Origin of the sequence: Pseudomonas sp. KNUC1026, assembly GCF_021650705.1 — a bacterium.
In the GTDB taxonomy this organism is placed as follows: domain Bacteria; phylum Pseudomonadota; class Gammaproteobacteria; order Pseudomonadales; family Pseudomonadaceae; genus Aquipseudomonas.
This window is the reverse complement of the sequence record NZ_CP087138.1, coordinates 3,247,593-3,271,358: the sequence shown is the minus strand read 5'-3', so window position 1 is coordinate 3,271,358 and position 23,766 is coordinate 3,247,593. Positions and strand designations below refer to the sequence as shown.

The window sequence follows — 23,766 nt, the reverse complement described above, 5'->3', positions numbered from 1 at the left end:
TAGCTCTGCGCTTCTGGCTTGTAGCTCCTAGATGATCAAAGCGTCCACTTCAGGCTGAACATCAGGTTGCGTGGGTCGCCATAGATGCCCCCGCCGAAGGTCTCAGGCAGCCCCTGCCAATACTTGGTGTCGAACAGGTTGTTCACGTTGACACGGCCATCCCAATGGTCGTTGAAGCGGTAGCCGGCCATCAGCCCGACTACCGAATAACTAGCCTGGTCGCTCAGGCCGGTGCCCACATGCTGGAACGTCCCGCTCTGAGCATAGATGTCGGCACCGACGCGCCATTTATGCAGATCGCCCGTCAGGTTGTAGGTGGTGGCGGCCTTGAACAGGTGTTTGGGCTGTGATGGGTCGAACAACATGCCTTCCTTGGCCTGATCCTTGACGAACTGGCTGAGCACATAGGTGTATGACGCCGATGCCTGCCAGTTGGGCGTGATCGCCCCGCTGATCTCGGCGTCGATGCCCTGGCTGCGGACCTCACCGGCTGTTGCCGAGCACTGAACCGCCCCGCATCGCTGATCCAGTGTGTAGGCCCGTTTCTGTTGGGTCAGGTCGAACAGCGCGATCGAGCCGTTGAGTGCGCCATCGAGATAAGCCCCCTTGAGGCCCAACTCGTAGTTTTCGCCCGTCATGGGCTCAAGCGCGCTGTTGTTCGCCGTCACGCCCGCCTGAGGTTTGAAGATCTGCGTGTAGCTTGCATACACCGAGTAGGTGTCGTTCAGGTCGTAGACGATGCCGGCGTAAGGGGTCACCTTTTGCGTCTGGTTGTAGTCGGTGTCGCCGGAGCGATCATCCCATTTGTACCAGAGCACCCGCGAACCGATGATCACGTGCAGCGGGTCGATCGGGTTGAAGCGCGCCACGGCATAGGCGGATTTTTCGGTCGCGGTATTGCGGTACTCCCAGCTGTACAGGTTGGGATTACCTTCCGGTGCGTTGTGATAGAAGTTGAACGGATCATACGTGTACGAAGGCAGGTTCCCGCCGTTCTGATCGAACCGTTCCTGCCGGTAGCTGGTGCCCACACTCAACTGGTGTTCACGCCCGAAGAGCTGGAAGGGGCCCGTCAGCGACGCATCGTAGTTGGTCTGGTAATCCGAGTTGATGTAGTGGCCCGAGTTCTGGCTGAAAGTGCCATCGGTGTTGGCGGTCGAGTACGCCGCGAAGGAGTCCAGATTGGCCCAGATCTTCTGCGCTGCGAGTTTGCCCGTCCAGCCGTTGTCGAAACGGTGGGTCACGTCGGTGAAGAAGCTGTAGTTGTCTTTGTCCCAATACGACCACTGGTTGCTGAGGAAGCTGGATCGAGGCAGGTGCAGGTCTTCGCCATTAGGGCCACTGGGGATGCCGCCCCAGTCGGAACGGTTGTCGTCGCGCTGCTTGGAAGCACCGATCGTCCAGGTGGTGGCGTCGCTCAGATCTGCTTCGAGTACGCCGTAGAAGGTCTGGCGCTGGTTGGTCTTCAGGTCCTGAAAGCTTTTGTTGTCCTGATAGGCTGCTACCACTCGGCCACGCAAAGTGCCGGATTCGTTGAGGCGATTGGAGGCGTCCAGCTCGGTGCGGTAGCGGTCCCAGCTGCCCGCGCTGGTGGTCACGCTGACCTGAGGTGTATCAGTGGGGCGCTTGCGCACCAGGTTCAAGGTCGCGGCGGGGCTGCCGGCGCCGGTCATCAGGCCGGTTGCGCCACGCACCACCTCCACGCGGTCGAACATAGCCATATCGGCTGAAGAAATGGTGTCCTGGGTGTAGGTCCCGACGCTGGTGGAGAGCCCGTCGTACATGATGTTGTCGATCTTGAAGCCACGCGACATGAACTGCTGGCGATCGGCACCGTATTTCTGAAGGGTGACACCCGGTGCGTTCTGCACGACGTCGTTCAGGTCGTTCATCCCCTTGTCTTCTATGCGCTGGCGTGTAATCACGCTCACCGATTGTGGTGTCTCACGCGGCGACAGGTTCAGCTTGGTCGCCGTACTCATCTTCCCGTCGTATAGGACCCAGTCCCTTCAGTCGTCGATTGCCCGGCAACGCCATCGCCGGTCACCGAAGTGACGCCAAGCGAAATGCTGCCATCGGCCTCGGTGGCAGGCGTTTGTGAAGGGGTTTCGGCCGCTGCGTGGGCAGCACCGGCGCTGAGCAGCGAGACCGCCACTGCCAGCTTGAGCAAGGGGAAGTGCTTCATGTGTTGTGTGTCCTCGGCAAGAAACGCAGGCACACACCCTCGCGCGGCGCGCTGCGTTGGCGCGCCGTGAGTGCGGGTATTCATCCATGAGGCCTGCGAGAAAGCCGCCAGGTTGGCGGGTGGCAGAAGGCTATTTAAAAGTGAAAAAAATGTAAATAGTAATTCATCGCAACAGCATCAATTTATCGTAAGTGAATAGATACCAATCGCTATCGCTTATCGATATCCCCTGAAAGGGTGCGGTCATGTTGCCCCTAAAACGAAAAAGCCCCGGCCAGAGGCCAGGGCTGTGTGCACTGCAGAGGCAGGTCAGAGGCGCGGGTAATCCAGATACCCTTTGGCGCCCTGGCCGTAGAACGTGCTGGGGTCTGGCTCGTTCAACGCAGCGTCGGCCGCCAGGCGCTCGGGCAGGTCCGGGTTGGCGATAAACGGCACACCGAACGCGACAGCGTCCGCAACACCGCTTTGCAGCGCGGCATTGGCTGTCTGCTTGGTGAAGCGTTCGTTGACGATGTAGGCGCCGCCGAAGGCTTGCTTGAGCTGGGCAGCCAGGCTGTCCTCGCCCTCCTTCTCACGGGCGCAGATGAACGCGATGCCGCGCTTGCCCAGTTCACGAGCCACGTAGCTGAAGGTTTCCAGGCGGTTGGCATCGCCCATATCGTGTGCATCGGCGCGCGGCGCCAGGTGCATGCCTACGCGGCCCGCGCCCCATACACCGACAACAGCATCGGTGACTTCCAGCATCAGCCGGGCACGGTTTTCCAGCGAGCCGCCGTACTGGTCGGTGCGCTGGTTGGTGCTGCTCTGCAGGAACTGATCCAGCAGGTAACCATTGGCACCGTGAATTTCTACACCGTCGAAACCGGCAGCTTTAGCGTTCTCGGCACCCTTGCGGTAGGCCTCGATCACTTCGGCGATCTCGGCGGTTTCCAGCGCGCGTGGGGTGGGGAAGTCCACTTGCGGGCGGATCAGGCTGACGTGCCCCGCGGGCTGGATGGCGCTGGGTGCTACCGGCAGCTCGCCGTCCAGGTAGCTGGTGTGGGAGATGCGGCCCACGTGCCACAGTTGCAGGAAGATGCGCCCGCCGGCGGCGTGCACGGCGCGGGTGACGTTCGCCCAGCCCTTGACCTGAGCGTCCGACCAGATGCCGGGGGTGTCGGGATAGCCAACGCCCATCGGCGTCACCGAGGTGGCTTCGCTGAGGATCAGGCCGGCGCTGGCGCGCTGGACGTAGTATTCGGCCATCATCGCGTTCGGTACGCGGCCTTCATCGGCGCGGCAGCGGGTGAGCGGCGCCATGATGATGCGGTTGGGCAAGTTCAGGTCGCCCAGTGTGATCGGGTCGAAAATCGTCGTCATGTCTACGTCTCTTGGGTCAGTGAGTTGCCAGGCCCAGGCGATAAGGCGGCCTGGGCGATCAAAGTTCGTCGCGCAGCTGTTCCAGAAAACGCTGCAGGGTGGTTTCGTTGCGTTTGAAAAAGTGCCACTGGCCGATCTTCTGGCTGCTGATCAGGCCTGCGCGCTGCAGCGTGGCCAGGTGCGCCGACACCGTCGATTGAGACAACCCGCAGCGCTGGTCGATCTGGCCTGCGCAAATCCCTTGCTCATAAGGGTGATACTGCTCGGGAAAATTGCCGTGCGGGTCCTTGAGCCAACGCAGGATCTCCCGCCGCAGCGGGTGGGCCAGGGCTTTGATGATGGCGTCGAGGTCGTCGGGCATGGTCGGCTCGTGGCGTATATCGTGTTGAGACGAAATGTAAATCGGAGTTTTCCGATATACCAATGCCTGGCAGGCATGATTGCTATCGATGGGATTGATAGCGTGGAGCGGGGGCGTTTCGTTGTAGGCTGGCGCCATGAACTATCTTGCCCACCTTCACCTGGGCGGCCCGAGCGACCAGCAGCGCCTTGGCAGCCTCTACGGTGACTTCGTCAAAGGCCCGCTCGAAGGGCGATTCAGCCCAGCCTTGGAAGCGAGCATCCGCCTGCATCGAACCGTCGACCGCTACACCGACAGCCACCCGCTGGTGCTGGCCGCGCTGGCGCGCTTTCCCGAAGGGCGCAGGCGTTTCGCCGGTATCGTGCTGGACGTGTTCTTCGACCATTGCCTGGCCCGCCATTGGCAGCAGTACTCAGAAGAACCACTGGCGGTGTTCAGTGCTTCGGTTTACCGCCTGCTGGAGCGCACTGGCGACCTGCCCGGCCGCCTGGAGCAGATCGCGCCACACATGATCGCCCATGACTGGCTGGGCGCTTACCAGCGCTTCGAGGTGTTGGAGGGGGTGTTTAAAGGTATCGGCCGGCGGCTGTCGCGCGCCGGGGTGCTGGACGGGGTGATGGACGAATTGGAGCGGCTTTACGAGCCGCTCACTGATGACTTCCGCCGCTTTTACCCCGTGTTGCAAGCGTTCGCCGCGCAACAGCGTCAAGCGGTTGCAGGCACCGGCTCGGAGGAGGGCGTGGCCAGCGGCACGCCCTGAAGCGCTCCGCGCACGGCTGCCTGGCTGGCGTGCGCGAGCGCTGCGCGCTCCTGCCCATTGCTGGCAATCGGCGCCAGCAAGTGCACTTCCACATCGATCAACGGCTGGCGCAGCAGGCGCATCATGTGCGAGAGCATGTCGTCGTCCCCGATGAAGGGCGAGACTTCACAGCGTTGCCCATCGCGCAGGTAGCGCAACGCAACCGGCTGCACCGGCACACCTTGTTCGATGGCGCAGGCCAGCAGGCGGCCGTGGAAGGTGCGCACGTCGCGGCCATTGGTGGTGGTGCCTTCGGGGAAGATCACCAGCGGCCCTCGCTGGCGCAAGTGCTCGCCCATTTCCTGGCGCAGCCGCTGGCCGTCGCTGGCGCCGCGGCGAATGTAGAAGGTGCCGGCGCGGGTTGCCAACCACCCGGCGATCGGCCAATGGCGTACCTCGTCCTTGGAAAGAAAAGCCATGGGCGCCAGTTGCCCCAGTACCGCGATGTCGGTCCACGACACATGGTTGCTCAGCCACAGCATCGGCGTGGTCGGTAATGTGCCACGCACCTGGATGCGATAGGGCAGGCCCTGGCACACCGCAGCCATGAAGCGGCGGGTCCAGCGTTGCCGGCGTGCCTGGTGGTCAGGCACGCCCAGGCGTTCGAACAGTGCGAGGGTGCAAGCCATCATCAGGCCCATGCCCACCGCCAGCAGAATGCGCCCCAGGCGCAGCGCACGCATTACACCGCCGCCTTGAAGTGGCGGGCATAACGTGGGCACAGCTCGGCGCGCTTGAGCAGGATGAACACGTCGGCTACCTGGAATTCGCGGTCCCAGCAGGGCTCGCCACAGATCTTCGCCCCCAGGCGCATATAAGCCTTGAGCAGCGGCGGCATTTCGGCGATCAGGTTGGCCGGCACGTCCAGTGCTGGCAATGGGTTGCGGGGCTCGGCGCGCAGGTTCTGGTTGCACAGGTAGCGTTCGCGCAGCCGCCGCATGATGGCTTCGGCTTGCAGCCCCCCGTCCTGCATGCAGATGCTCGCGCAGCCCATCAGGTAGCTGTAGTTGCCCTCGTTGAGCACCTCGGCCAGCTCGCTCCAGAGCACCGCGATGGTGCCGCCATTGCGGTACTCGGCTGCCACGCAGGTGCGGCCGATCTCAAGGATCGGGCCTTGCAGGTGGCTCAGGCCATGCAGGTGGAATTCGCCCTCGCTGTAGAAGCGGCCCATGTGGCCGGCGGCGCGGTGGTCGAGCAGGCGGGTGGTGGCGACCAGCTCGCCGGTGGCCAGGTCCCGCACACCGATGTGCAGGCACCAGGCGTCGAAGTCGTCGGTGTCCAGGCCCTTGTCGGCACCGCTCAAGGACGCATTGAATTCGGCGCTGAATACGCGATAGCGCAAGGCTTGGGCCTGTTGCACAGCGGCAGGGCCGATCAGGCGCTCTGCCCGCAGTTGGCGTTCGGGGCGGCGCGCGGCGGTGAGGGCGGTCTGGGTCATGGCGTGTCTCCAAAGCTGGCCTGAGGGCAGACATGCCGCCATGGGGGCGGCAGGGTCAGGCTATGTAGGCGCGGTGTCAGCGCCATTAAGCTTTGGTGATGGTTGTATTACGGCCCAGGCAGTGCTTGGGCAGGCCCCCGGCATTGCGCCGCCGGGCTCAGGAGGCGGGGGAGCGGGGCACCACGGCCAGCACCAGCAGCGCCAATGCAGTGGCGAAGATCGCGCTGCCTTCATGGCCCATGCCGGCAGCCACACCGATAGCGGCGGTCATCCACAAGCCTGCTGCAGTGGTCAGGCCCTTGACCTTGTGGGTGTCCTGCTCGTTGCCCTTGAGGATGGTGCCGGCACCCAGAAAACCGATGCCGGCCACCACGCCCTGGATGGCGCGGCTCAGGGCGTCGGGGCCGGCACCGTTAAGCCCGGGGGCGAGCACGAACAGGGCAGCGCCGGTACACACCAGCATGTGGGTGCGTAGCCCTGCGGCCTTGCCGCTGAGTTCGCGTTGCAGGCCCAGCAGCCCGCCCAGAACAGCAGCCAGCAGCAGGCGCGCCAGCAGGCGCACACAGTTGTCCAGGTCAGTCAGGTCGGAAAATTCCTTGGCCAGAACGGCCAGGACACGGGTACCGAAATCGTCCATTGATCACCCCACGAAGCGAAAGATGGCCAATAGACCATCCTTCGCGGCTCCGGTGCGGTCAGTCGGTTTCGATGCGCGAAGTGGTACGGGTGTCTTTCATGAACACGTACACCAGCAGCGACACGGCGATGCAGGCGGTGACGTACCAGTAGAAGCCACTTTCGTAGCCTGCCTGCTTGAATTGCAGGGCCACCAGCTCGGCGGTACCGCCGAAGATCGAGACGGTCAGCGCGTAGGGCAGGCCAACTCCAAGCGCGCGCACTTCGGCCGGGAACAGCTCGGCTTTGACGACGGCGTTGATCGAGGTGTAGCCGCTGACGATCACCAGCGCCGCCATGATCAGCCAGAAGGCGCCCACAGGGTGCTGACGGTGCTCAGCGTGTTCAGGATCGGATAGGTGCACAGCGTGCCGAGCACGCCGAAGCCGATCAGGATCGGGCGCCGGCCGATGCGGTCGCTCAACGCGCCCATCACCGGTTGCAGGCACATGAACAGGAACAGCGTGGCCGCCGAGATCAACGTGGAATCTGCCTTGCTCATGCCGACACTGTTGACCAGGTATTTCTGCATGTAGGTGGTGTAGGTGTAGAAGGCCAGCGTGCCGCCCATGGTCAGGCCCACGACGGTCAACAGCTCACGTGGGTGTTTCAGCAATTGGGCGAGGGCGCTTTCCTTGCGTTTTTCGGCGCCTTTGGTGAACGACTCGGTCCTTCCATGCCCCGGCGCAGGTAAAGCGCAACGACCGCGCAGATGGCGCCGATCACGAACGGCACGCGCCAGCCCCAGCTGTAGAGCTGCTCTTCGGTAAGGGTTTGTTGCAGCACGATCAGCACCGCCAGGGCAATGAGCTGGCCGCTGATCAGGGTGACGTACTGGAAGCTCGACCAGAAACCACGGTTCTTGCGGTCGGCCATCTCGCTCAGGTAAGTGGCCGAGGTGCCGTACTCGCCACCTACCGAGAGACCTTGCAGCAGCCGCGCGACCACCAGCAGGATGGGTGCAGCCACGCCGATGGTTTCATAGCCGGGCGTGAGCGCAATCAGCAGCGAGCCGAAGCACATCAACAGCACCGACGCCAGCAGCGCGGCCTTGCGGCCTTTACGGTCGGCGTACAGGCCCATCAGGTAGCCGCCCAACGGGCGCATCAGAAAGCCGACAGCGAAGATTGCAGCAGTGTTGAGCAACTGCGCAGTGGGGTCGCCCTTGGGGAAGAACACCGCAGAAAAGTACAGCGAGAACGCCGCGTAGACATACCAGTCGTACCATTCGACGAGGTTGCCGACCGAGCCGCTGAAGATGGATTTGAGCCGCGAGCGCGCGCGAACGGGAGTGGCCGTGGCAGCCGGCCCGGCAGGGGGAATCGAGTTCATCAGTGAGACCTTCTCTTGTTGTTGGCGGGCGTCGCAGCGCGAAGGCTGAACACCGGTGCAGGGCCGATTGCACGGCCCGTGCCAAGGGCCGTGAGCCCCGGAATCAGGAAGGTTCAGGTCTGTGTTAGGCAATAACCCGCTCATGGATACGGATTCGATGAGCGGTTTTTTGCCTATCAGTCGAGAAAGGCCTCACGCAACAGCCCGTGGCGCTGCATTTTCTCGTTGAGGGTGCGCCGGGGCAGTTGAAGGTCGTCCATCACCGCCTTGATGTCGCCACGATGGCGTGCCAGCGCTGCCCGCAGGCACTGGGCTTCGAAGGCTTCCACCTGGGCGCTGAGCGACCCGCCGCCTGCGGCAACGGTGGGCGATTCGCCCAGGCCCAGCGCCAGCCGCTCGGCCGCGTTGGCCAGCTCGCGCACATTGCCAGGCCACTCGTGCGCCAGCAGGCCCGCCAGTTGCGCTGGCGCAAGCCCTGGCCAGGTACGGCCGGCCTGCTCGGCACTGCGCCTGGCATAGTGATCGAACAGCGCGGGGATGTCTTCACGGCGCTGGCGCAGGGGTGGCAGGTGCAGCTCGGCCACGTTCAGCCGGTACACCAGGTCTTCGCGGAAACGCCCGGCACGGGCTTCTTCGAGCAGGTCGGGTTTGGTCGCCGCGATCAGCCGCAGATCGATCGCGATGCTGCGGTTGCCGCCCAGGCGCTCGATGCTGCGTTCTTGCAGCGCGCGCAACAGCTTGGCCTGCTGAGCCAGTGGCAGGCTTTCGATTTCGTCGAGAAACAGCGTGCCGCCGCTGGCGTACTCCAGCTTGCCGATGCGTTTGCCCTGGGCGCCTGTGAATGCACCGCTCTCATGGCCGAACAACTCGGCTTCGAACAATGCCTCGGGAATCGCGGCGCAGTTCAGCGCCACGAAGGGCCCGCCAGCGCGGGGGCTGAAATCGTGCAGGCAACGGGCTGCCAGTTCCTTGCCGGTGCCGGTGTCACCGCGGATCAACACGTTGACCGGCAGCGCCGCCATGTCCAACAGGCGCTGGCGCAGGGCAACCATTGCCGGAGACTGGCCCAGCAGCCGCGCCTGCAATTCACCGTGCGCATCGGCGCGCTGGTGCAATTGGCGGTTTTCCAGCACCAGCGAGCGTTTTTCCAGGGCCCGTTGCAGTGCGTGGCTCAGGCGATCGGGGTCGAAGGGTTTTTCCAGAAAGTCGTAAGCCCCGTCGCGCAGCGCGGCTACAGCCATAGGTACATCACCATGGCCAGTGAGCAGGATCACCGGCAGGTCGACATCGAGTGCCTGAAGCGCACTGAGCAGCGCCAGGCCGCCCATGCCGGCCATGCGCACGTCGCTGAGCACCGCGCCCATACCACTCGGGCAGGGCTGGGCGAGGAGCGCCTCGGCGCTTTCGAAAGTGCGCACAGTGAAGCCCGAGAGCGTAAGGAACTGTTCGATCGAGGCGCGAATGCTGGCTTCGTCGTCGATGACCGCAATGGTCAGGGCAGGGTTCACGGGGCCTCCGAAGCTGCCGGCAATTGCAAGGTGAAGCACGCGCCGCCGTTGCGGTTCTCGGCGCTCAGGCGTCCGCCCTGTTCTTCGGCGATGGCGCGCGAGACCGCCAGGCCCAATCCCAGGCCCTGGCCGGCCGGCTTGCTGGTGAAGAAGGCGTCGAACACCCGGGGCAGCGCATCCTCTGCGATACCGCCAGCATTGTCGATAACGGCCAGGTGCCACTCATTGCCAAGTCGTTCGAGGGTGATGCACAGCTTCGGCTCGCTCACGGTGGCCAGTGCGTCCAGCGCATTACCCAACAGGTTGATCAGCACTTGCTCCAGCCGCAATGCATCGCCCCGCACCTGAGCCGGCCGCGCGACCTGCAGCATCACCTCAGGCCGTTGCTCACGCAGGCGGCTGGCCAGCAGGTGCAGGGCCTGGTCGAGCACTGCGGCCAGGTCCAGGGGTTCGCGCAACCCTTGCGGGCTTTTGCGAGAAAAATTCTTGAGGTGGCGGGTCAGCGCGTTCATGCGCTCGACCATCTGCTCCAGCGGCCGCACCGCTGCATGGGCCTCGTCGACGCGGCCGCGCTCCAGCAGCAGGCGCAGGCTGGCCAGTTGCATGCGCTGGGTGGTCAGCGGCTGGTTGATCTCGTGGGCAAGCGTTGCGGCCATCTGCCCTAATGCCGCCAGGCGTGCCGAATGCACCAGCCCATCCTGAGCTTCGCGCAGGTCAAGGGTGCGGGCCTGCACCAGGCGCTCCAGCTCGCGCTGGGCATTGCGCCGTAGCCGCGCCAGGCGCAGGCGCTGGTACCCAACCAACAGCGCGAACACCGCACACAGCCAGGCGCTGCCCGCGCCGAGGGCCGCCAGCCACTGCCCGCGCGCATCCGGCTGCCAGGGGCGCAGCACGTGCAGCGTCCAGCCTTCTGTGGGCAGGGCGCGGCTTTCCCAGAGGTAATCGGCGCGCTCGATGCGCACCAGCCGATGCTGTTCGCCCAGGGTTTCCAGAGTGTCCCAGGCCAGCGGTGCCAGGGGTTGGTGATGGTACTGGCGGGTGGCGGCGAGGGCTTCTCTGTCGTCCTCGCTCAACGGGCGCAGCAGGCGATAACGCCAGCGAGCGTCACTGGCGATGAAGGCCACACCCCGCTCATCGCTGATCAGCAGGATGTCGCGATCCTGCGGCCACTGCTGCAGGGCCAGAGCGAACTCCAGCTTGACCACCAAGGCGCCGAGAAACGCGCCGCCGGGTGTGGTCACGGCACTGGAGAGGAAGTACCCCGGTATGCCGCTGGTCACGCCCACTGCATAGAAGCGACCGGCGCCCTGCACGCGAGCCTGCTGAAAGTAAGGGCGAAAGCCGTAATTGTGGCCCACGTAGCTGAACGGGGTATCCCAGTTGCTCGCCGCCACCGCCATGCCGTCGCGGTCGAGCAGTTCGAGCGAGGAGGATTGCGCCGCCTGGTTGAGCTGTTCGAGCTTGAGGTTCAGCCGCAACTGGCTGCTGCGATCCAGCGGCCCTTGCAGGGCGCGGGCCACCTCCGGATCGAGCGCCAGCACGGTGGGCAGTGCCCGATAACGCTCGATGAGCGTGGTGAGGTTGTTGGCGTAGAGGTTCAGGCGCTGCTCGGACACGCGGGATTCGCCAAGCAGTGCCTGGCGGGCGTTGTAGTGCGCGCCCAGCACCCCGCACAGCAGGGTGCCCAGCAAGGCCGGCAGAACGATCGCCGCCAGGCGCAGGCGGCGATGGCTCATGTGCGGGCGGCCTTAGAGCAGGCGAAAGCCGGCGTGCTTCACGTCCTGGGAGTCCAGGCCGATCTGCAGGTCGAACTCGCCAGGTTCAGAGGCGAATTTCAGTTGCGAGTTGTAGAAGCGCAACATCGGCTCGTCGATGCTGAACTGCACTTGCCTGGACTCGCCGGGCTGCAGCATCACCGGCTCGAAGCCCTTGAGCTCCTGGATCGGCCGCGCGATCGAAGCGACCTTGTCATGCAGGTACAGCTGCACCGTGGTTTGCCCGGCCACCTTGCCGGTGTTGCGCACCGTGACGCTGGCGGTAAGCTTGCCGCCGGCCTTGAGGCTGTTGCCGGAGAGGGTGATGTCGGACACCTCGAACTGGGTGTAGCTCAGGCCATAACCGAACGGGAAAAGCGGCGAGGTCTCGGCATCGAAGTACTGCGAGCGGTAGTTGCCAGGCCCGCCCGGCTCGGCGGGGCGGCCAATGGTGGGGTGGCTGTAGTACATCGGGATCTGCCCGACCGAACGGGGGAAGGTGATCGGCAGCTTGCCCGAAGGGTTGTAATCGCCGAACAGTACATCGGCAATGGCATTGCCGCCTTCGGTGCCGGAGAACCAGGTTTCCAGCAACGCATCGGCCTCGGCGTTCTCACGCTCCAGCGACAGCGGGCGGCCGTTCATCAGCACCAGCACCAGCGGCTTGCCGGTGCCGCGCAGGGCTTCGATCAGCTTGCGCTGGGTGGCTGGGATGTCGAGCGTGGTGCGGCTGGCCGACTCATGGGACATGCCGCGCGACTCACCCACCGCCGCGACGATCACGTCGGCGCCCGATGCGGCCTTCACCGCTTCGTCGATCAGTTCCTGAGCGCTGCGGCTGTCGGGTTCGATCTCGGTGTGGTCGAGGATGATGTTGTTCAGAAAGCGCATGCTTTTGGCGTTATCGGTCACGTTCGCGCCCCGTGCGTACACAACCTTGGCCTGGTTGCCCACTGCTGCGCGGACGCCATCGAGCACGGTGACGGTCTGCTTGGGCAGGCCGGCGGCCGACCAGCTGCCGAGCATGTCGGTGTGCGAATCGGCCAGCGGGCCGACCACGGCGATAGTGCCTTGCTTCTTCAGTGGCAGGGTGCCGTTGGCGTTCTTCAGCAGCACCAGCGTGCGCCGTGCCACCTCGCGGGCATCGCTGCGGTGCAGGCGGCTCTCGGCATTGATGTCGACCGGGTCGTCGGCCTTTTTACCGATGCGCCGGTACGGGTCGGCGAACAGGCCCAGGTCCCATTTGGTCGAGAGCACTTCGCGCACAGCAGCGTCGACTTCGGCCAGCGGCACCTTGCCGTCCTTGATCAGCGCCGGCAGCGCGACGCCATAGGCCTTGTCGTTCATGCTCTGGTCGATGCCGGCCTTGATGGCCAGGCGCGCGGCGTCGGTGGGGTCGGCGGCCACGCCATGGTTGACCAGCTCCAGGATGGCGCCGTGGTCGCTTACGGTCAGGCCCTTGAAGCCCCATTGCTTGCGCAGCAGGTCTTGCATCAGCCAGGTGTCGGCGGTGGCCGGCACGCCGTTGATCGAGTTCAGCGCGACCATCACACCGCCGGCGCCGGCATCGAGTGCGGCGCGGTAGGGCGGCAGGTAGTCGTTGTACATGCGCTGCGGGCTCATATCGACGATGTTGTAGTCACGCCCGCCCTCTACTGCCCCATAGAGGGCGAAGTGCTTGACGATCGCCATGATGCTGCCCGGCTCCTCCGGGCCCTTGCCCTGGAAGCCATGGACCATCGCTTCGCCCATTTTCGACACCAGGTAGGTGTCTTCGCCGAAGCCTTCGCTGGTGCGGCCCCAGCGCGGGTCGCGGGCGATGTCGACCATCGGCCCGTAGGTCATGTCGAGGCTGTCGGCGCTGGCCTCGGCGGCAGCGGTGCGCGCTGCGCGGGTGACGGCGCTGGTGTCCCAGCTGGCGGCCAGGCCCAGGCTGATGGGGAACTGGGTGCGATGGCCGTGAATCACGTCGTAGGCGAAGAACATCGGGATGTGCAGCCGGCTGCGCAGCGCGGCATCCTGCATCAAGCGGTTGTCCCACGGCACGACCGAGTTGAAGGTGGCGCCGATGTGGCCTGCGGCCAGGTCGCGCTGGATCGACTCCAGAGTCACGTCGTCGCCGATGCTGATCAGGCGCAACTGGCCGATCTTTTCATCCAGGGTCATGCGCTTCATCAAATCATTGATGAAGGTGGCTTTGCTCTGGGTGGGCGGTGTGTAGTCGGCGGCATGTGCGGTGGGCCAGGCCAGGCTTGCGACCAGGCCGAGCAGGTACAGCTTGTTCATGGATAACGGATTCCCCGGTGACTGCGATATGACGGCAGCGGCGCGTGCGCGCGCCTGTTGTGATGACGGAGCTGGCACGTTGTAACTCATCGGGGCTCGCTTCGCCAGCTGAGCCGGCCAAGACGCCCCGTGCTGATGGCGGTAGAATGTTCCATTTTATGTCTGCCGCCGAAACCGAGGCCTTGCCTGCCATGCCCGCCGTAAACACCGACCCCGATGCTCGCCAGCGGTTCCTCGCTTCGCTGCGCCACAGTGTAGAACATGGGCGGCTTTCCAAGCTGGTGCTGGCCCGGCACGTGGGCGAAGAGCCCGACCTGCAGCGGGTGACGATCAAGCCGATGCAGATCAAGGGCCAGCCACGGCTGGGCCTGGTGCTGCGCTACAAGACCCGCGACGTCACCCGCCATCTGGCTCTGGAAGAAGCACTGGATCAGGTGGAAACCTGGCTGCCAGGAGCGTTTCGCAACGCCCACCTGGTGACGCAGGATGAAACCCTGCAACTGGACTTCAGCAAGAAGGGCAAGCCGATGCTGCATCGTGCAGCCAATGCTCAGCCTATCGTTGCGCAGCCTCAGGCCCATGATCGTGAGAAACATCGTTACTTGAGCCTGGAACGGCCGTTCCTGCGTGCGCTGGGCGTCACCGATGCACAAGGCCAGTTGGTGCCGGCCATGTCGCGCAAATGGAAGCAGATCAACAAGTTCGTCGAGGTGTTCGACCATGCGCTGGCCGCCAGCCCCCTGGCCTGCGCCGAACGCGTGAGCGTTGCGGATTTCGGCTCGGGCAAGGGCTACCTCACCTTCGCCGTGCACGACCACCTTACCCATGGCCTCGGCCGGCAGGCTCAGGTGCTGGGTGTGGAGCTGCGCCCGGACATGGTCGAGCTGTGCAACCGTGCCGCCGCGCCGCTGGAGCAGCCAGGCCTGGTGTTCGAGTGTGGCGATGTACGCAGCGTGGTGCCCGAGCATGTCGATGTGATGATCGCGCTGCATGCCTGCGACATCGCCACCGACTACGCCATCCATACCGGCATCCGCGCCGGCGCCGCCATCGTGCTGTGCTCGCCGTGCTGCCACAAGGAAATCCGCCCGCAGATGCACAGCCCGCAGGTGCTGGCGCCGATGCTGCAATACGGGCTGCACCTGGGCCAACAGGCGGAGATGGCCACCGATGCGCTGCGCGCGCTGTACCTGGAGGCCTGCGGCTACGACACCAAGGTGTTCGAATTCGTCTCGCTGGAGCACACCAGCAAGAACAAGATGATCCTGGCGGTCAAGCGCGCCCAGCCACGCAGCAACGCCGCGCTGCTGGAAAAGATCGACGCGCTCAAGGCGTTCTACGGCATCGAGCGGCACTGCCTTGAAGGCCTGCTCAAGGCCGACGCGTTGCTCTGAACCTCAAGCGCTGTGCAGCAGCGCCGGTGCGCCCAGCGGGTGGCTGGTGGCGTCGAAGAAGGCCAGCCGCGTCACATCCCCCAGCAACTGGTGGAAGCGCGCCTTCTGGCTCTGCACCCAGGGCGCGCTGAGCGGAAAGATCGACACAGCGACCTGCTCGGGGCCAGCGGCGCGAATCGCCTCCAGCAAGTGCCCGTCCTGAGTGTTCAGTTGGTGGCCGAACAGGCACAACGGCCCCTGGTGCGTAGCCAGCGCTTGCAAGGCCAGGCTCAGGTAGGCCGACTCGCCGATGCTGCGGCGTTTTTCCTCACAGCGGCCTTCGTTCACCAGCAGCGGCAGGTCGCCCGGCGTGTTGATGGCAAACCCATCGAGCAGCTCGGCGCCGCCGGCACTGCGCCGGCGCGTGCTGCCGTCGCGGTTGCGGATCAGGTGCAGGCCGCCGTGCAGGTGCAGCACGCGGGTGCCTTCATTATGAAAGCGGCGCGGGTCGAAGCTCTGGTCGGCATCCATCAGGTCTTCGAAACCCTCTGGCGCATGCCACGTTGCCCAGTGGGTGAGCAGGTCGTAGTTGCTGTTGTAGACCGTACGGTAACGGCGCAACTCGTTGTTCATCGCCGCCAGCGCCTCCGGGCGCAACCGCCCGAACGGGATGTGTACACTGCGCACGGCGTGGATCAGCGCTTCCTTGATCGAGTAGTAGCGGTTCAAGGGCGCCGTGGAGCTGATCGCCAGCGCTGCGTTCACCCGTGCGGTGGCGTTGAGCGCCACCAGCACCTGGTTGAAGCTTTCGCAGCCCATCGCCTCGAACAGGGCCTTGTCGGTTTTGCCCAGCGGTTTGTTGCGCACCGTGCAGGCCAGCTCGAACAGCGAGTGGTAATTGAAGGCGCGCCACAATGCGCGGCTGGCGCCGTTGCCCAGCAGGATGCCGGTGCAGGCCGAGGCGAGGTCGGCCCAGGCGGGCAGGTGGGCGTCGAATTCGGGGGTGGCCATGGTCATCTTCGTTGCAAAACCTGTGTGGGGCGCGACTGTAGCATGTGACACGCCGCTGTCATCCGCCGCGCCGACTATGCTTGGGTCCTTCGACCGTATATGGAATCGGCAGCCAATGACCTTCAAGCTCTCCCGCGCAGCATGTTCCCTCACCCTCACCCTCGGCGCTGCGCTTTGCGCAGGCGTGGCGCATGCTCAGTCGCCCGCCGAGCTCGCCCGCGCCGCGAACATCCCGCATCCGGCAGTCATCGCCCACCGCGGCGCTTCGTTCGACGCACCGGAGTCGACCCGCGCTTCTTACCTGACTGCCCGCGACCTGGGCGCCGACTACCTGGAAATGGACCTGCAACGCACCAAGGACGGCGTGCTGATCGCCCTGCACGATGAGAACCTGCAGCGCACCACCGACATCGCCACGCGCTTCCCCGAGCGCAAGGACAAGCCGGTCAGCGAGTTCACCCTGGCCGAGCTCAAGCAGCTCGATGCCGGCAGCTGGTTCAACAGCGCCTACCCCGACCGCGCGCGGCCCAAGTTCAAAGGGCTGCAGGTGCAGACGCTCGACGAGATCATCGACATCGCCGAGGGCAGCCCGCAGCACAAGCCCGGGCTTTACATGGAAACCAAAGTGCCAGGCCTGTTTCCCGGCATCGAGCATGACCTGAAGCTCAAACTGGAGCAGCGCGGCTGGCTGACGGCGGGCGGCGAGGTGGCGCCCGGCAAGCGGATCATCCTGCAAACCTTCGAAAAGCCCAGCCTGCAGCTGCTGGCCAAGGAAATGCCCAAGGTGCCGAAGATCCTGCTGCTGTGGGTGGGCGAGGGCAGCATCACACCCGCCTCGAACCAGACCTTCGCCCAGTCCGGCGAGAAAGACAAAGCCGCCTGGTATGCCCGCCAGCAGCCCAAGGACAAGGCGGCGTTCGAGCAATGGGTTGATTTTGCCAAGGCGCAAGGTGCGGTCGGTACCGGCCCCTCCGCAGCACTTACCCAAGGCGGAGACCAAAGCTACATGGACCTGGTGCAGCCCTGGATGAACCGCTACACCCATGACAAGGGCCTGCTGGTGCACGCGTACACCGTCGATGACCCGGTCGATTATAAAAAAGTCATGGACGCAGGCGTGGACGGCATCTTCACCAACCGCGCCGCGCAGTTGCTGCAGTTCTATGGTCGCCCGGCCAAGCGAAGCGTGGGCGAACTGTTGACCCAGGAAGGTTACTGACCCTTCGCGCCACGCAGCAGTTGCACTGCAGCGCTGATACTGTCGGCGTTGCGGTCAAGGGTTTCGAGAGCGCCGCGCACGTTGTCGGCAGTGGCGGCGTCCTCGCCGCGCACCTCCACCCACAACGCCAGCTCTTCAATGGACGCGGCCAGCGCTACCTGGTTTTCGTAGAGCTTTTCAAGGGTGGCTGTCAGTGCCTGCATTTCGGTCATGGCGGTGTCTCCGAAGGGTCCTTGAGGATGCTGACCCGGCAGGCGCACAAGGGTTCGCTCCACAGCGAAGCGATGAAACAGCCTGAAGCCTACTGGCTGCCGCAAGCGGGCTTGGTTACAGTGGTGGCATTGCCGAATTTTCTGATCTTAAGGATGGTTCATGAAGGCGTCGCTGTTGTTGTCCTCCGCCCTGGTGCTCGCCAGCGGCAACGCCTTTGCCGGCGGCTACACCCACGCCGACGTGTGCAAGGCGGTGCTGGCACTGGAACTGAACCATGATCTTGGCCGGTTGCGGATCACCCGCGGCGGCAATACGCCGGAAATCGTCTTTACTCATGCCACTACCCGCCAGCGCAGCCGCTACCGTTGCCAGTTCCCGGCAGAGGGCAAGGTGCTGTGGGCCAGTTACATCGACGACAAGAAAAACTGGGGCCGTTGGCATGACCGCCATGAAGACGGCCAGATCAGCTGGAGTGAACAGCGTACGCGCCTGACCGTGAAGAACGACAAAGGCCGCGAGCGCGTGTTCGGCACCGGAGACTTTCGCCAGTAAACCCCGCCAAGGAGGCATGATGAGTTGGCACGCCCAGCAGTACTCGATATTCGAAGCCCAGCGCACCCGCCCGGTACGTGACCTGATCGCCGCCATCCCCACTGCAGTGGTGCGCAACGCCATCGACCTGGGCTGCGGCCCGGGCAACTCCACCGAGATCCTGGCCCAGCGCTTCCCGCAGGCGCACATCAGTGGCCTGGATTCGGCAGCCGACATGCTGCAGGCCGCACGCGAGCGCTTGCCGCACATGAGCTTCGAGGCTGGCGACATTGGCCATTGGCAGGCTGCGCAGCGGCAGGATGTGATCCTGGCCAATGCGTCGCTGCAGTGGCTGCCCGATCACGATCAACTCTATCCGCATCTGGTCGCGCAGCTGGCGGCCGGTGGCACCCTCGCCGTGCAGACGCCCGATAACCTTGAAGAGCCTGCCCACCGGGCACTGCGCAAGGTTGCAGAGAGTGGCCCATGGGCCGAACGTTTTGCCGGGTTCGCATTGCCGCCCCGGCATGGCGCCAGCTTCTACTATCGGCTGCTCAAGCCGCTGTGCCAGCAGGTGGATGTGTGGCGCACCACTTACCATCATCCGTTGGCTGGAGGCATCTCTGCGGTGGTGGAATGGTTCAGGGGCTCGGCGCTGGGCCCGTACCTTTCCCAGCTCGATGCGCACCAGGCCGAAGCCTTCGTTGCCCAGTACCATGCCGAACTTGCCAAGGCGTACGAGGTGCTGCCCGATGGCAGCGTGCTGCTGCCTTTTCCCCGCCTGTTCGTCGTCGCCCAGCGCTGAGGGGCAGGAACTTGTAAAGGCCATGGGCGCTCCTACCTCCTGAATTCGCCCTATCCGAGCATTCTGGAGCGCCTGATGGCCGACGTACCCGAATCAGTTACCAGCCGTGTGGAGGCCCGCATCGACGCTATTGCGTCGGCCGGCTTCGATTCGCTGGCGCTGAGCAATTACACCTCGACCGTGGGTTACCTCTACGCGTTGAGAGACTTCTGCCTGCTGGACGAGCAGCAGTGGCGCATCTGGCTGGACCGGGCGCGTGAGACTTACAGCCGTTGGTCGAATACCGGCGCCGCTCCGAGCCTGGCAGCCCGCTGACCCCTTCGCTGTATTGCAGGAGCTCGGCTACGCCGGGCGACGCGGTGATGTGCCGGTTTCGAAAGGCCGCAGGCAAGCGGAAAGTTGCGCTCCTACGGATTGTCTACGTCAATCTCGCGGGTGCAGGTACTTTCGGCAACTGCATACGAGCGGTGAACCCTCCACTTGGGTCATTGGCAAATATGAGGCTGCCGCCGTGGCGCTCGGCTGCACGCCGAGCGATGGCAAGGCCCAGGCCATGGCCCGCAGCGCTCTGGCCAGGGGCGCGGTAGAACGGCTCGCCCAATTGGCCCAGGTGTTCCGGCGGGCAACCCGGCCCGTGGTCACGAACGCTGATGAGCAAGCCCTCTCCCTCGCTCGACGCACTGATCTCGATGGCCTGATCGGCCGGGTTGAAGCGCAATGCGTTGCGCACCAGGTTATCCAGAGCGCGCTCTACCAGCGTTGGCCACCCCTGCAATTGCAGGCCGGGTTCGGCCTCGACCTTCACGTTCTGGTCCGGGGCGCTGAGCTGCGCGTCGCGGCGGATACCGCCCAGGATCTGGTTCAGGTCGACGGTCTCGGGGTGCGCCTGTTCGGCATCGACCCGCGCCAGCTCGAGAATTTCGCTGATCAACGCCTCCAGCCGGTCACACTCACGCGTGAGCCTCGGCCACAGCTGTTCACGCTGTGCAGGCTCAGCGCGTTCGGCCAGCGCCATGGCGATGCGCAGCCGCGCCAGCGGTGAACGCAGTTCGTGCGACACGTCGCGCAGCAACTGCCGCTGGCTGCCGATCAGGCTCTGCAGGCGTGAGCCCATGCGGTTGAAGTCGTTGGCCAGCACGCCGAACTCATCGCGCCGCGCTGCAAGCTTGGCCAGGCTGTTCTGCTGGTAGGTGGCCTGGCCCAGGTCGTGCACCGCCCCGCGCAGCCGGCTCAGCGGGCGGGTGATCGAGAGTGTCACCAGCAGGCTGAACAAAGTCAGCACCACCAGCGCGATGATCAAGCCGCCGATCGGGCCGGTCAGGCTTTCGCGGTGCCAGTCGTCGATCAGCGGGTGCGGGATGCGGTAGATCAGCAGGTAGGTGTCCTGGCTGTTGGGGCTCGTGTATTCGGTGGTCAGGCGGCGCCAGGGCAGGGGCCGCCCGTCATTGTTGTGGGCTTCCATGGCCTGTGCACGGCGCGGGAAGGTCCCGGGCACCACGGCGTCGCCGCTGTCGTTGAGCACCTGGGTATCGATGTGGAACTCGCGCTTTCGCTGTTCGAGCAGTGCCTGGGCGGCATCGGCACCCTGGCCTTCATAGGTGTCCACCCACTGCTGGGCGAAATCCTTCAGCACCGGGTGCCGGCTGAGAATCCAGGCGTCCTGATTGAGCACATGGCCCATCAGCACCGAAAGCCCGGATACCAGGGCGATGGCCAGCCAGAAGCTTGCAAGGATCCGCCAGAACAATGAACGCAAAAGGCACCTCGAACGCAGGCAGCCCGGCCTCGTTGAAGAGGGCCGGGCCGGTTGAACAGTCAGAGGCGCAGTTTACTGGGCTTTCTCTGTCCTTTTGCGCTTTCCAGGCCTGGAACTCGGCCCATTCGGCGCGGCGAGCGTCCTGTTCCTTCTTGATCTCGTCGAACTGCTTCTTCTGCTCAGGGGTGAGCACGGCGCGAACGGCATCGCGGTTCTTGTCCTCGTTGGCCTTGATCTGGTCCTGCATGGCCTTCTGGTCGGCCGCCGGCAGCTTGTCGAGGAACGACCGGGTGATCTCATGGCGCTGGTGCATCTGCTCACGCATCAGTTTGCCGATCTGCATGCGCTGTTCGCGATTCAGGTCCAGCTCGCGGAACATGTCCGGGCCAGGGCGGCCATGTTCGAGCATCGGGCCACGATCCATCATCGGGCCGTGTTCGAAGGGTGGAGGTGGTGGCACGCCGTCAGGGCCGGCAGGCGGTGCGGCCATGGCGAGGGTGGGCAGGGTAGCGGCGAGCATCAAGGCGGCAAGGGTCTTGCGCATGGTGTGTTTCTCCTGGTGGTCTGGGCCCGGTGGTATGTGGTTACCGGATGAGCTCAGATTACTCAGGGCTGCGTCAGCGGCGGTCAGGCCTACGTAAAGGGTTGGTAAACGCCGGCGCTATTGCGCGTAGAAGTAGCCACGGCTACGCAAGGCAACGATTCGCGGGCGGCCGTCGGCGTGCGGGCCGATCTTCTTGCGCAGGTTGCTCACGTGCATATCGAGGCTGCGGTCGTACAGGGTGAGCTTGCGGCCAAGCGCCAGTTGCGCCAGCGCCTGCTTGTCCAGCGGGTCGCCCGGCTGGCGCAACAGGGCCTCGAGCAGGCGGCTTTCGGAAACGGTCAGGGAAATGTCGCGCTGGTCGACAGTGACCACACCGCGCGCCGGGCTGAACACCAGGTCGCCCAGTTCGAGCTGCGTGGTGGTAGCGGTGGGGTGGCTGCGGCGCAGCACTGCGCGCAGGCGGGCGGTAAGCTCGCGCGGGTCACAGGGCTTGGCCACGTAGTCGTCGGCGCCTAGCTCCAGGCCCAGAATGCGGTCCAGCGGCTCGCCGCGAGCTGAAAGCATCACCACCGGCAGGTCGGTGCGCTCGGCGCGCAGCTGCTTGAGCACTTCCAGGCCGCTGCCGTCGGGAAGCATCACATCGAGCACCACCGCTTGCGGCGGCATTTCGGAAAGTGCCGCACGGGCACTGGCACCGTCATGGCAGGCGTGCACGCTGAAGCCTTCCTGGGCCAGCCAACTGCTCAGCAGTTCACACAGCTCGACGTCGTCGTCGATCAGCAGCACATCGCTCATGGTTTACGGCAGCACCTGTTTGAACGGTTTGATCACCACATCGGCATAGACACCGGCGCTGACGTAAGGGTCCGCAGCCGCCCAAGCTTTGGCTGCTTCCAGCGAAGCGAACTCGGCCACCACCAGGCTGCCGGTGAAGCCGGCGCTCCCCGGGTCGTTGCTGTCGATAGCGGGCAATGGGCCGGCAAGTGCGAGGCGGCCTTCGGCCTGCAGCTGCTTGATCCGCTCCAGGTGGGCAGGGCGAACGCTCAGGCGCTTTTCGAGCGAGTCGGCCACGTCGGTGGCGAAGATTGCGTAGAGCATGTCATTTCTCCTGGTCGGGCTTGGCATCGTGAAGGTGGCGGGACAGGTAGACGCCTTGGCACAGCAGGAAGATCAGCGTCATGCCCAGGCTGCCGAAGACCTTGAAGTCGACCCAGAAGCGCTCGAAGGTGAACGCCACGAACAGGTTGGCGGCCCCGCAGATGATGAAGAACGCTACCCAGGCCAGGTTAAGGCGTGCCCAGACCGCGTCGGGCAAGGTGAGTGCATGGCCCATCACCCGCTTGACCAGCACTTGGTTACCGACGAAGTGGCTGCCCAGGAACACCAGCGCGAATACCCAGTTCACCACCGGCGCCTTCCATTTGAGGAAGGTCTCACTGTGGAAGGCCAGTGTAAGGCTGCCGAACAGCAGGCATGCCAGCAGGGTGAACCATTGGCCCTTCTCCAGCCGCCGCTGCTTGATGAACAGTGCGCCGTAGACCACCACGGAGCTGGCGATCAGCACCTGCGTGGCGCTGAAGATATTGCCTACGCTGAAAGGAATGCCGGCGACATCGAAGGTTTGCGGGGCGACTTTGTAGACGATGAGAAACAGGAACAGCGGGATGAAATCGATTAATTGCTTCACGGTAGCAGCCAGCGACGGGACGTGGCGGCATAATAGCAAACCTTCCAGACTGCGAAAGCGCCGCCGATGATCGTTGATTTGCACTGCCACAGCACCGCCTCCGACGGGCTGCTCGCGCCTGCCGAGCTGGTGGCGCGTGCCCACGAACGCGGCGTTCACACCCTGGCGCTGACCGACCATGACACCCTCGAAGGCCTGCCCCAGGCGCGTGACACCGCCAAGGCGCTGGGCATGCAGTGGGTCAGCGGCGTCGAGATGTCCTGCACCTGGGGCGGGGCAACCATCCATGTGCTGGGTTATCACTTTGCTCTGGACGCTCCGCCGTTGGCTGAAGCGCTGCACGCGCTGCACCATGGCCGCTGGTTGCGCGCCGAAGAAATCGACCGGCGGCTGGCGGCCAAGGGCATGCCCGATACCCTGGCCGGTGCGCGCGCAGTCCAGCAAGCCCTGGGCGACAGCAGCAACGCACCGGCCCGGCCGCATTTCGCCGAATACCTGGTGCAGGCTGGCTTCGTCGCCGACCGCAACACGGCCTTCCAGCGTTGGCTGGGCGCAGGCAAGCTGGGCGATGTGAAGCTGCATTGGCCGACCCTGGAAGCCACCGTGCGCACGCTGCGCGAAGCTGGCGCCTGGGTGAGCCTGGCGCACCCGATGCACTACAACTTCACCCGCAGCAAGCGCCGGCGCCTGGTGGCCGACTTCCTGGGCGCCGGCGGGCATGCGCTGGAGGTGGTCAACGGCATGCAGGCGGCCGAGCAGGTGGGTACGCTGTCGATCCTGGCCCGTGAATTCGGCATGCTGGCCAGCGCCGGCAGCGACTTCCACGGCCCGGGCCTGTGGGGCGAAATCGGCAGTTATCGCCCCTTGCCCGAAGACCTGCCGCCCTTGTGGGCGCGTTTCCGACATGAGCCAGCATTGGCCTGAGGTAGA

22 protein-coding genes and 3 pseudogenes are annotated in these 23,766 nt (G+C 64.7%); 7 read left to right on the top strand and 18 right to left on the bottom strand.

From position 1 onward, the window contains the following. Positions 1-35 precede the first annotated feature (35 nt). From LN139_RS15185 to LN139_RS15175, 3 genes and pseudogenes are all read right to left on the bottom strand, one after another. Positions 36-2,185: pseudogene (locus tag LN139_RS15185) on the bottom strand (TonB-dependent siderophore receptor). Between the two features lie 309 nt (positions 2,186-2,494). Continuing rightward, positions 2,495-3,544 (bottom strand): alkene reductase, encoded by a 1,050-nt coding sequence (locus tag LN139_RS15180; RefSeq protein WP_236354849.1) that lies wholly within the window; start codon positions 3,542-3,544, stop codon positions 2,495-2,497. A 58-nt stretch (positions 3,545-3,602) separates the two neighbouring features. Then, a complete protein-coding gene (locus tag LN139_RS15175; RefSeq protein ID WP_236354847.1) occupies positions 3,603-3,905 on the bottom strand; it encodes an ArsR/SmtB family transcription factor in 303 nt (100 codons plus the stop codon). 136 nt (positions 3,906-4,041) lie between these two features. Between LN139_RS15175 and LN139_RS15170 the strand changes: the two genes are divergently transcribed. Next, positions 4,042-4,665 (top strand): acyl carrier protein phosphodiesterase, encoded by a 624-nt coding sequence (locus LN139_RS15170; protein ID WP_236354845.1) that lies wholly within the window; start codon positions 4,042-4,044, stop codon positions 4,663-4,665. Here the strand turns inward: LN139_RS15170 and LN139_RS15165 are convergent. From LN139_RS15165 to bglX, 8 genes and pseudogenes are all read right to left on the bottom strand, one after another. Next, positions 4,611-5,387 (bottom strand): lysophospholipid acyltransferase family protein, encoded by a 777-nt coding sequence (locus LN139_RS15165; RefSeq protein ID WP_236354836.1) that lies wholly within the window; start codon positions 5,385-5,387, stop codon positions 4,611-4,613. The two genes, LN139_RS15170 and LN139_RS15165, sit on opposite strands and share 55 nt — an antisense overlap. Continuing rightward, positions 5,387-6,142 carry an L-ornithine N(alpha)-acyltransferase gene (olsB, locus tag LN139_RS15160; protein ID WP_236354835.1) on the bottom strand — a complete coding sequence of 252 codons (756 nt, stop codon included), beginning with the start codon at positions 6,140-6,142 and terminating at the stop codon, positions 5,387-5,389. The genes LN139_RS15165 and olsB overlap by 1 nt, the downstream gene beginning before the upstream one ends. A gap of 157 nt (positions 6,143-6,299) precedes the next feature. Beyond that, positions 6,300-6,779: an MgtC/SapB family protein gene (locus LN139_RS15155; RefSeq protein ID WP_236354833.1), complete on the bottom strand. Its 480-nt coding sequence runs from the start codon at positions 6,777-6,779 to the stop codon at positions 6,300-6,302. 58 nt (positions 6,780-6,837) lie between these two features. Then, entirely contained in the window at positions 6,838-7,137 is a 300-nt protein-coding gene (locus tag LN139_RS25220) for a hypothetical protein (protein ID WP_329610961.1), read from the bottom strand. Then, positions 7,119-8,149, bottom strand: a pseudogene (locus LN139_RS15150) (MFS transporter). Before LN139_RS15150 ends, LN139_RS25220 begins: the two are co-directional and overlap by 19 nt. A 176-nt stretch (positions 8,150-8,325) precedes the next feature. After that, entirely contained in the window at positions 8,326-9,657 is a 1,332-nt protein-coding gene (locus tag LN139_RS15145; RefSeq protein WP_236354830.1) for a sigma-54-dependent transcriptional regulator, read from the bottom strand. Continuing rightward, a complete protein-coding gene (locus LN139_RS15140; RefSeq protein WP_236354822.1) occupies positions 9,654-11,393 on the bottom strand; it encodes an ATP-binding protein in 1,740 nt (579 codons plus the stop codon). The genes LN139_RS15145 and LN139_RS15140 overlap by 4 nt, the downstream gene beginning before the upstream one ends. 12 nt (positions 11,394-11,405) lie before the next feature. Next, positions 11,406-13,697, bottom strand: a complete 2,292-nt coding sequence (bglX, locus tag LN139_RS15135; protein WP_236354813.1) for a beta-glucosidase BglX — start codon at positions 13,695-13,697, stop codon at positions 11,406-11,408. 182 nt (positions 13,698-13,879) lie between these two features. Here bglX and LN139_RS15130 point away from each other — a divergent pair, with 182 nt between their 5' ends. Further along, entirely contained in the window at positions 13,880-15,091 is a 1,212-nt protein-coding gene (locus LN139_RS15130; protein ID WP_442964443.1) for a class I SAM-dependent methyltransferase, read from the top strand. A 3-nt stretch (positions 15,092-15,094) separates the two neighbouring features. Here the strand turns inward: LN139_RS15130 and LN139_RS15125 are convergent, their stop codons facing one another. Beyond that, a complete protein-coding gene (locus tag LN139_RS15125) occupies positions 15,095-16,081 on the bottom strand; it encodes a DUF4917 family protein (RefSeq protein WP_236354811.1) in 987 nt (328 codons plus the stop codon). Positions 16,082-16,196: 115 nt separating this feature from the next. Here LN139_RS15125 and LN139_RS15120 point away from each other — a divergent pair, with 115 nt between their 5' ends. Then, the gene (locus tag LN139_RS15120; RefSeq protein WP_329610960.1) at positions 16,197-17,300 is read left to right on the top strand and encodes a glycerophosphodiester phosphodiesterase; all 1,104 of its coding nucleotides are present in this window, start codon (positions 16,197-16,199) and stop codon (positions 17,298-17,300) included. Here the strand turns inward: LN139_RS15120 and LN139_RS15115 are convergent. Next, complete coding sequence (locus LN139_RS15115) at positions 17,294-17,512, bottom strand: hypothetical protein (protein WP_236354809.1); 219 nt, start codon at positions 17,510-17,512, stop codon at positions 17,294-17,296. The genes LN139_RS15120 and LN139_RS15115 overlap by 7 nt on opposite strands. A 160-nt stretch (positions 17,513-17,672) precedes the next feature. On the opposite strand from LN139_RS15115, the gene LN139_RS15110 reads away from it, so the two are divergent. The 3 genes from LN139_RS15110 (at position 17,673) to LN139_RS15100 (ending at position 19,164) form a co-directional block, all read left to right on the top strand. Beyond that, complete coding sequence (locus LN139_RS15110; RefSeq protein ID WP_236354806.1) at positions 17,673-18,065, top strand: hypothetical protein; 393 nt, start codon at positions 17,673-17,675, stop codon at positions 18,063-18,065. A gap of 19 nt (positions 18,066-18,084) precedes the next feature. Continuing rightward, positions 18,085-18,849, top strand: a complete 765-nt coding sequence (gene tam, locus LN139_RS15105; RefSeq protein ID WP_236354804.1) for a trans-aconitate 2-methyltransferase — start codon at positions 18,085-18,087, stop codon at positions 18,847-18,849. Positions 18,850-18,924: 75 nt separating this feature from the next. Next, on the top strand, positions 18,925-19,164 hold the full coding sequence (locus tag LN139_RS15100; protein WP_236354803.1) for a hypothetical protein: 240 nt from the start codon (positions 18,925-18,927) through the stop codon (positions 19,162-19,164). Between the two features lie 103 nt (positions 19,165-19,267). Here LN139_RS15100 and LN139_RS15095 read toward each other — a convergent pair whose 3' ends face one another. The 5 genes and pseudogenes from LN139_RS15095 to LN139_RS15075 all read right to left on the bottom strand — a co-directional run bounded on the left by LN139_RS15095 (position 19,268) and on the right by LN139_RS15075 (position 22,836). Then, positions 19,268-20,605, bottom strand: a complete 1,338-nt coding sequence (locus LN139_RS15095) for a HAMP domain-containing sensor histidine kinase (RefSeq protein WP_236354798.1) — start codon at positions 20,603-20,605, stop codon at positions 19,268-19,270. 91 nt (positions 20,606-20,696) lie between these two features. Continuing rightward, positions 20,697-21,149, bottom strand: a pseudogene (locus LN139_RS15090) (Spy/CpxP family protein refolding chaperone); the annotation flags it as partial. Positions 21,150-21,266: 117 nt separating this feature from the next. Further along, positions 21,267-21,944 (bottom strand): response regulator transcription factor, encoded by a 678-nt coding sequence (locus tag LN139_RS15085; protein ID WP_236354795.1) that lies wholly within the window; start codon positions 21,942-21,944, stop codon positions 21,267-21,269. Between the two features lie 3 nt (positions 21,945-21,947). Next, a complete protein-coding gene (locus tag LN139_RS15080; protein ID WP_236354790.1) occupies positions 21,948-22,247 on the bottom strand; it encodes a YciI family protein in 300 nt (99 codons plus the stop codon). Position 22,248: 1 nt separating this feature from the next. Further along, positions 22,249-22,836 (bottom strand): septation protein A, encoded by a 588-nt coding sequence (locus LN139_RS15075; RefSeq protein ID WP_236354787.1) that lies wholly within the window; start codon positions 22,834-22,836, stop codon positions 22,249-22,251. A gap of 66 nt (positions 22,837-22,902) precedes the next feature. On the opposite strand from LN139_RS15075, the gene LN139_RS15070 reads away from it, so the two are divergent. After that, positions 22,903-23,760, top strand: a complete 858-nt coding sequence (locus tag LN139_RS15070) for a PHP domain-containing protein (protein ID WP_236354780.1) — start codon at positions 22,903-22,905, stop codon at positions 23,758-23,760. Positions 23,761-23,766 lie beyond the last annotated feature (6 nt).

Coding starts and splice junctions, on each gene's coding strand:
- LN139_RS15155 (WP_236354833.1), bottom strand. CDS start 6,779: ATGGACGATTTCGGTACCCGTGTCCTGGCCGTTCTGGCCAAGGAATTT.
- LN139_RS15120 (WP_329610960.1), top strand. CDS start 16,197: ATGACCTTCAAGCTCTCCCGCGCAGCATGTTCCCTCACCCTCACCCTC.
- olsB (WP_236354835.1), bottom strand. CDS start 6,142: ATGACCCAGACCGCCCTCACCGCCGCGCGCCGCCCCGAACGCCAACTG.
- LN139_RS15175 (WP_236354847.1), bottom strand. CDS start 3,905: ATGCCCGACGACCTCGACGCCATCATCAAAGCCCTGGCCCACCCGCTG.
- LN139_RS15180 (WP_236354849.1), bottom strand. CDS start 3,544: ATGACGACGATTTTCGACCCGATCACACTGGGCGACCTGAACTTGCCC.
- LN139_RS15165 (WP_236354836.1), bottom strand. CDS start 5,387: ATGCGTGCGCTGCGCCTGGGGCGCATTCTGCTGGCGGTGGGCATGGGC.
- tam (WP_236354804.1), top strand. CDS start 18,085: ATGAGTTGGCACGCCCAGCAGTACTCGATATTCGAAGCCCAGCGCACC.
- LN139_RS15140 (WP_236354822.1), bottom strand. CDS start 11,393: ATGAGCCATCGCCGCCTGCGCCTGGCGGCGATCGTTCTGCCGGCCTTG.
- LN139_RS15100 (WP_236354803.1), top strand. CDS start 18,925: ATGGCCGACGTACCCGAATCAGTTACCAGCCGTGTGGAGGCCCGCATC.
- LN139_RS15085 (WP_236354795.1), bottom strand. CDS start 21,944: ATGAGCGATGTGCTGCTGATCGACGACGACGTCGAGCTGTGTGAACTG.
- LN139_RS15170 (WP_236354845.1), top strand. CDS start 4,042: ATGAACTATCTTGCCCACCTTCACCTGGGCGGCCCGAGCGACCAGCAG.
- LN139_RS15110 (WP_236354806.1), top strand. CDS start 17,673: ATGAAGGCGTCGCTGTTGTTGTCCTCCGCCCTGGTGCTCGCCAGCGGC.
- LN139_RS15115 (WP_236354809.1), bottom strand. CDS start 17,512: ATGACCGAAATGCAGGCACTGACAGCCACCCTTGAAAAGCTCTACGAA.
- LN139_RS15080 (WP_236354790.1), bottom strand. CDS start 22,247: ATGCTCTACGCAATCTTCGCCACCGACGTGGCCGACTCGCTCGAAAAG.
- bglX (WP_236354813.1), bottom strand. CDS start 13,697: ATGAACAAGCTGTACCTGCTCGGCCTGGTCGCAAGCCTGGCCTGGCCC.
- LN139_RS15070 (WP_236354780.1), top strand. CDS start 22,903: ATGATCGTTGATTTGCACTGCCACAGCACCGCCTCCGACGGGCTGCTC.
- LN139_RS15125 (WP_236354811.1), bottom strand. CDS start 16,081: ATGGCCACCCCCGAATTCGACGCCCACCTGCCCGCCTGGGCCGACCTC.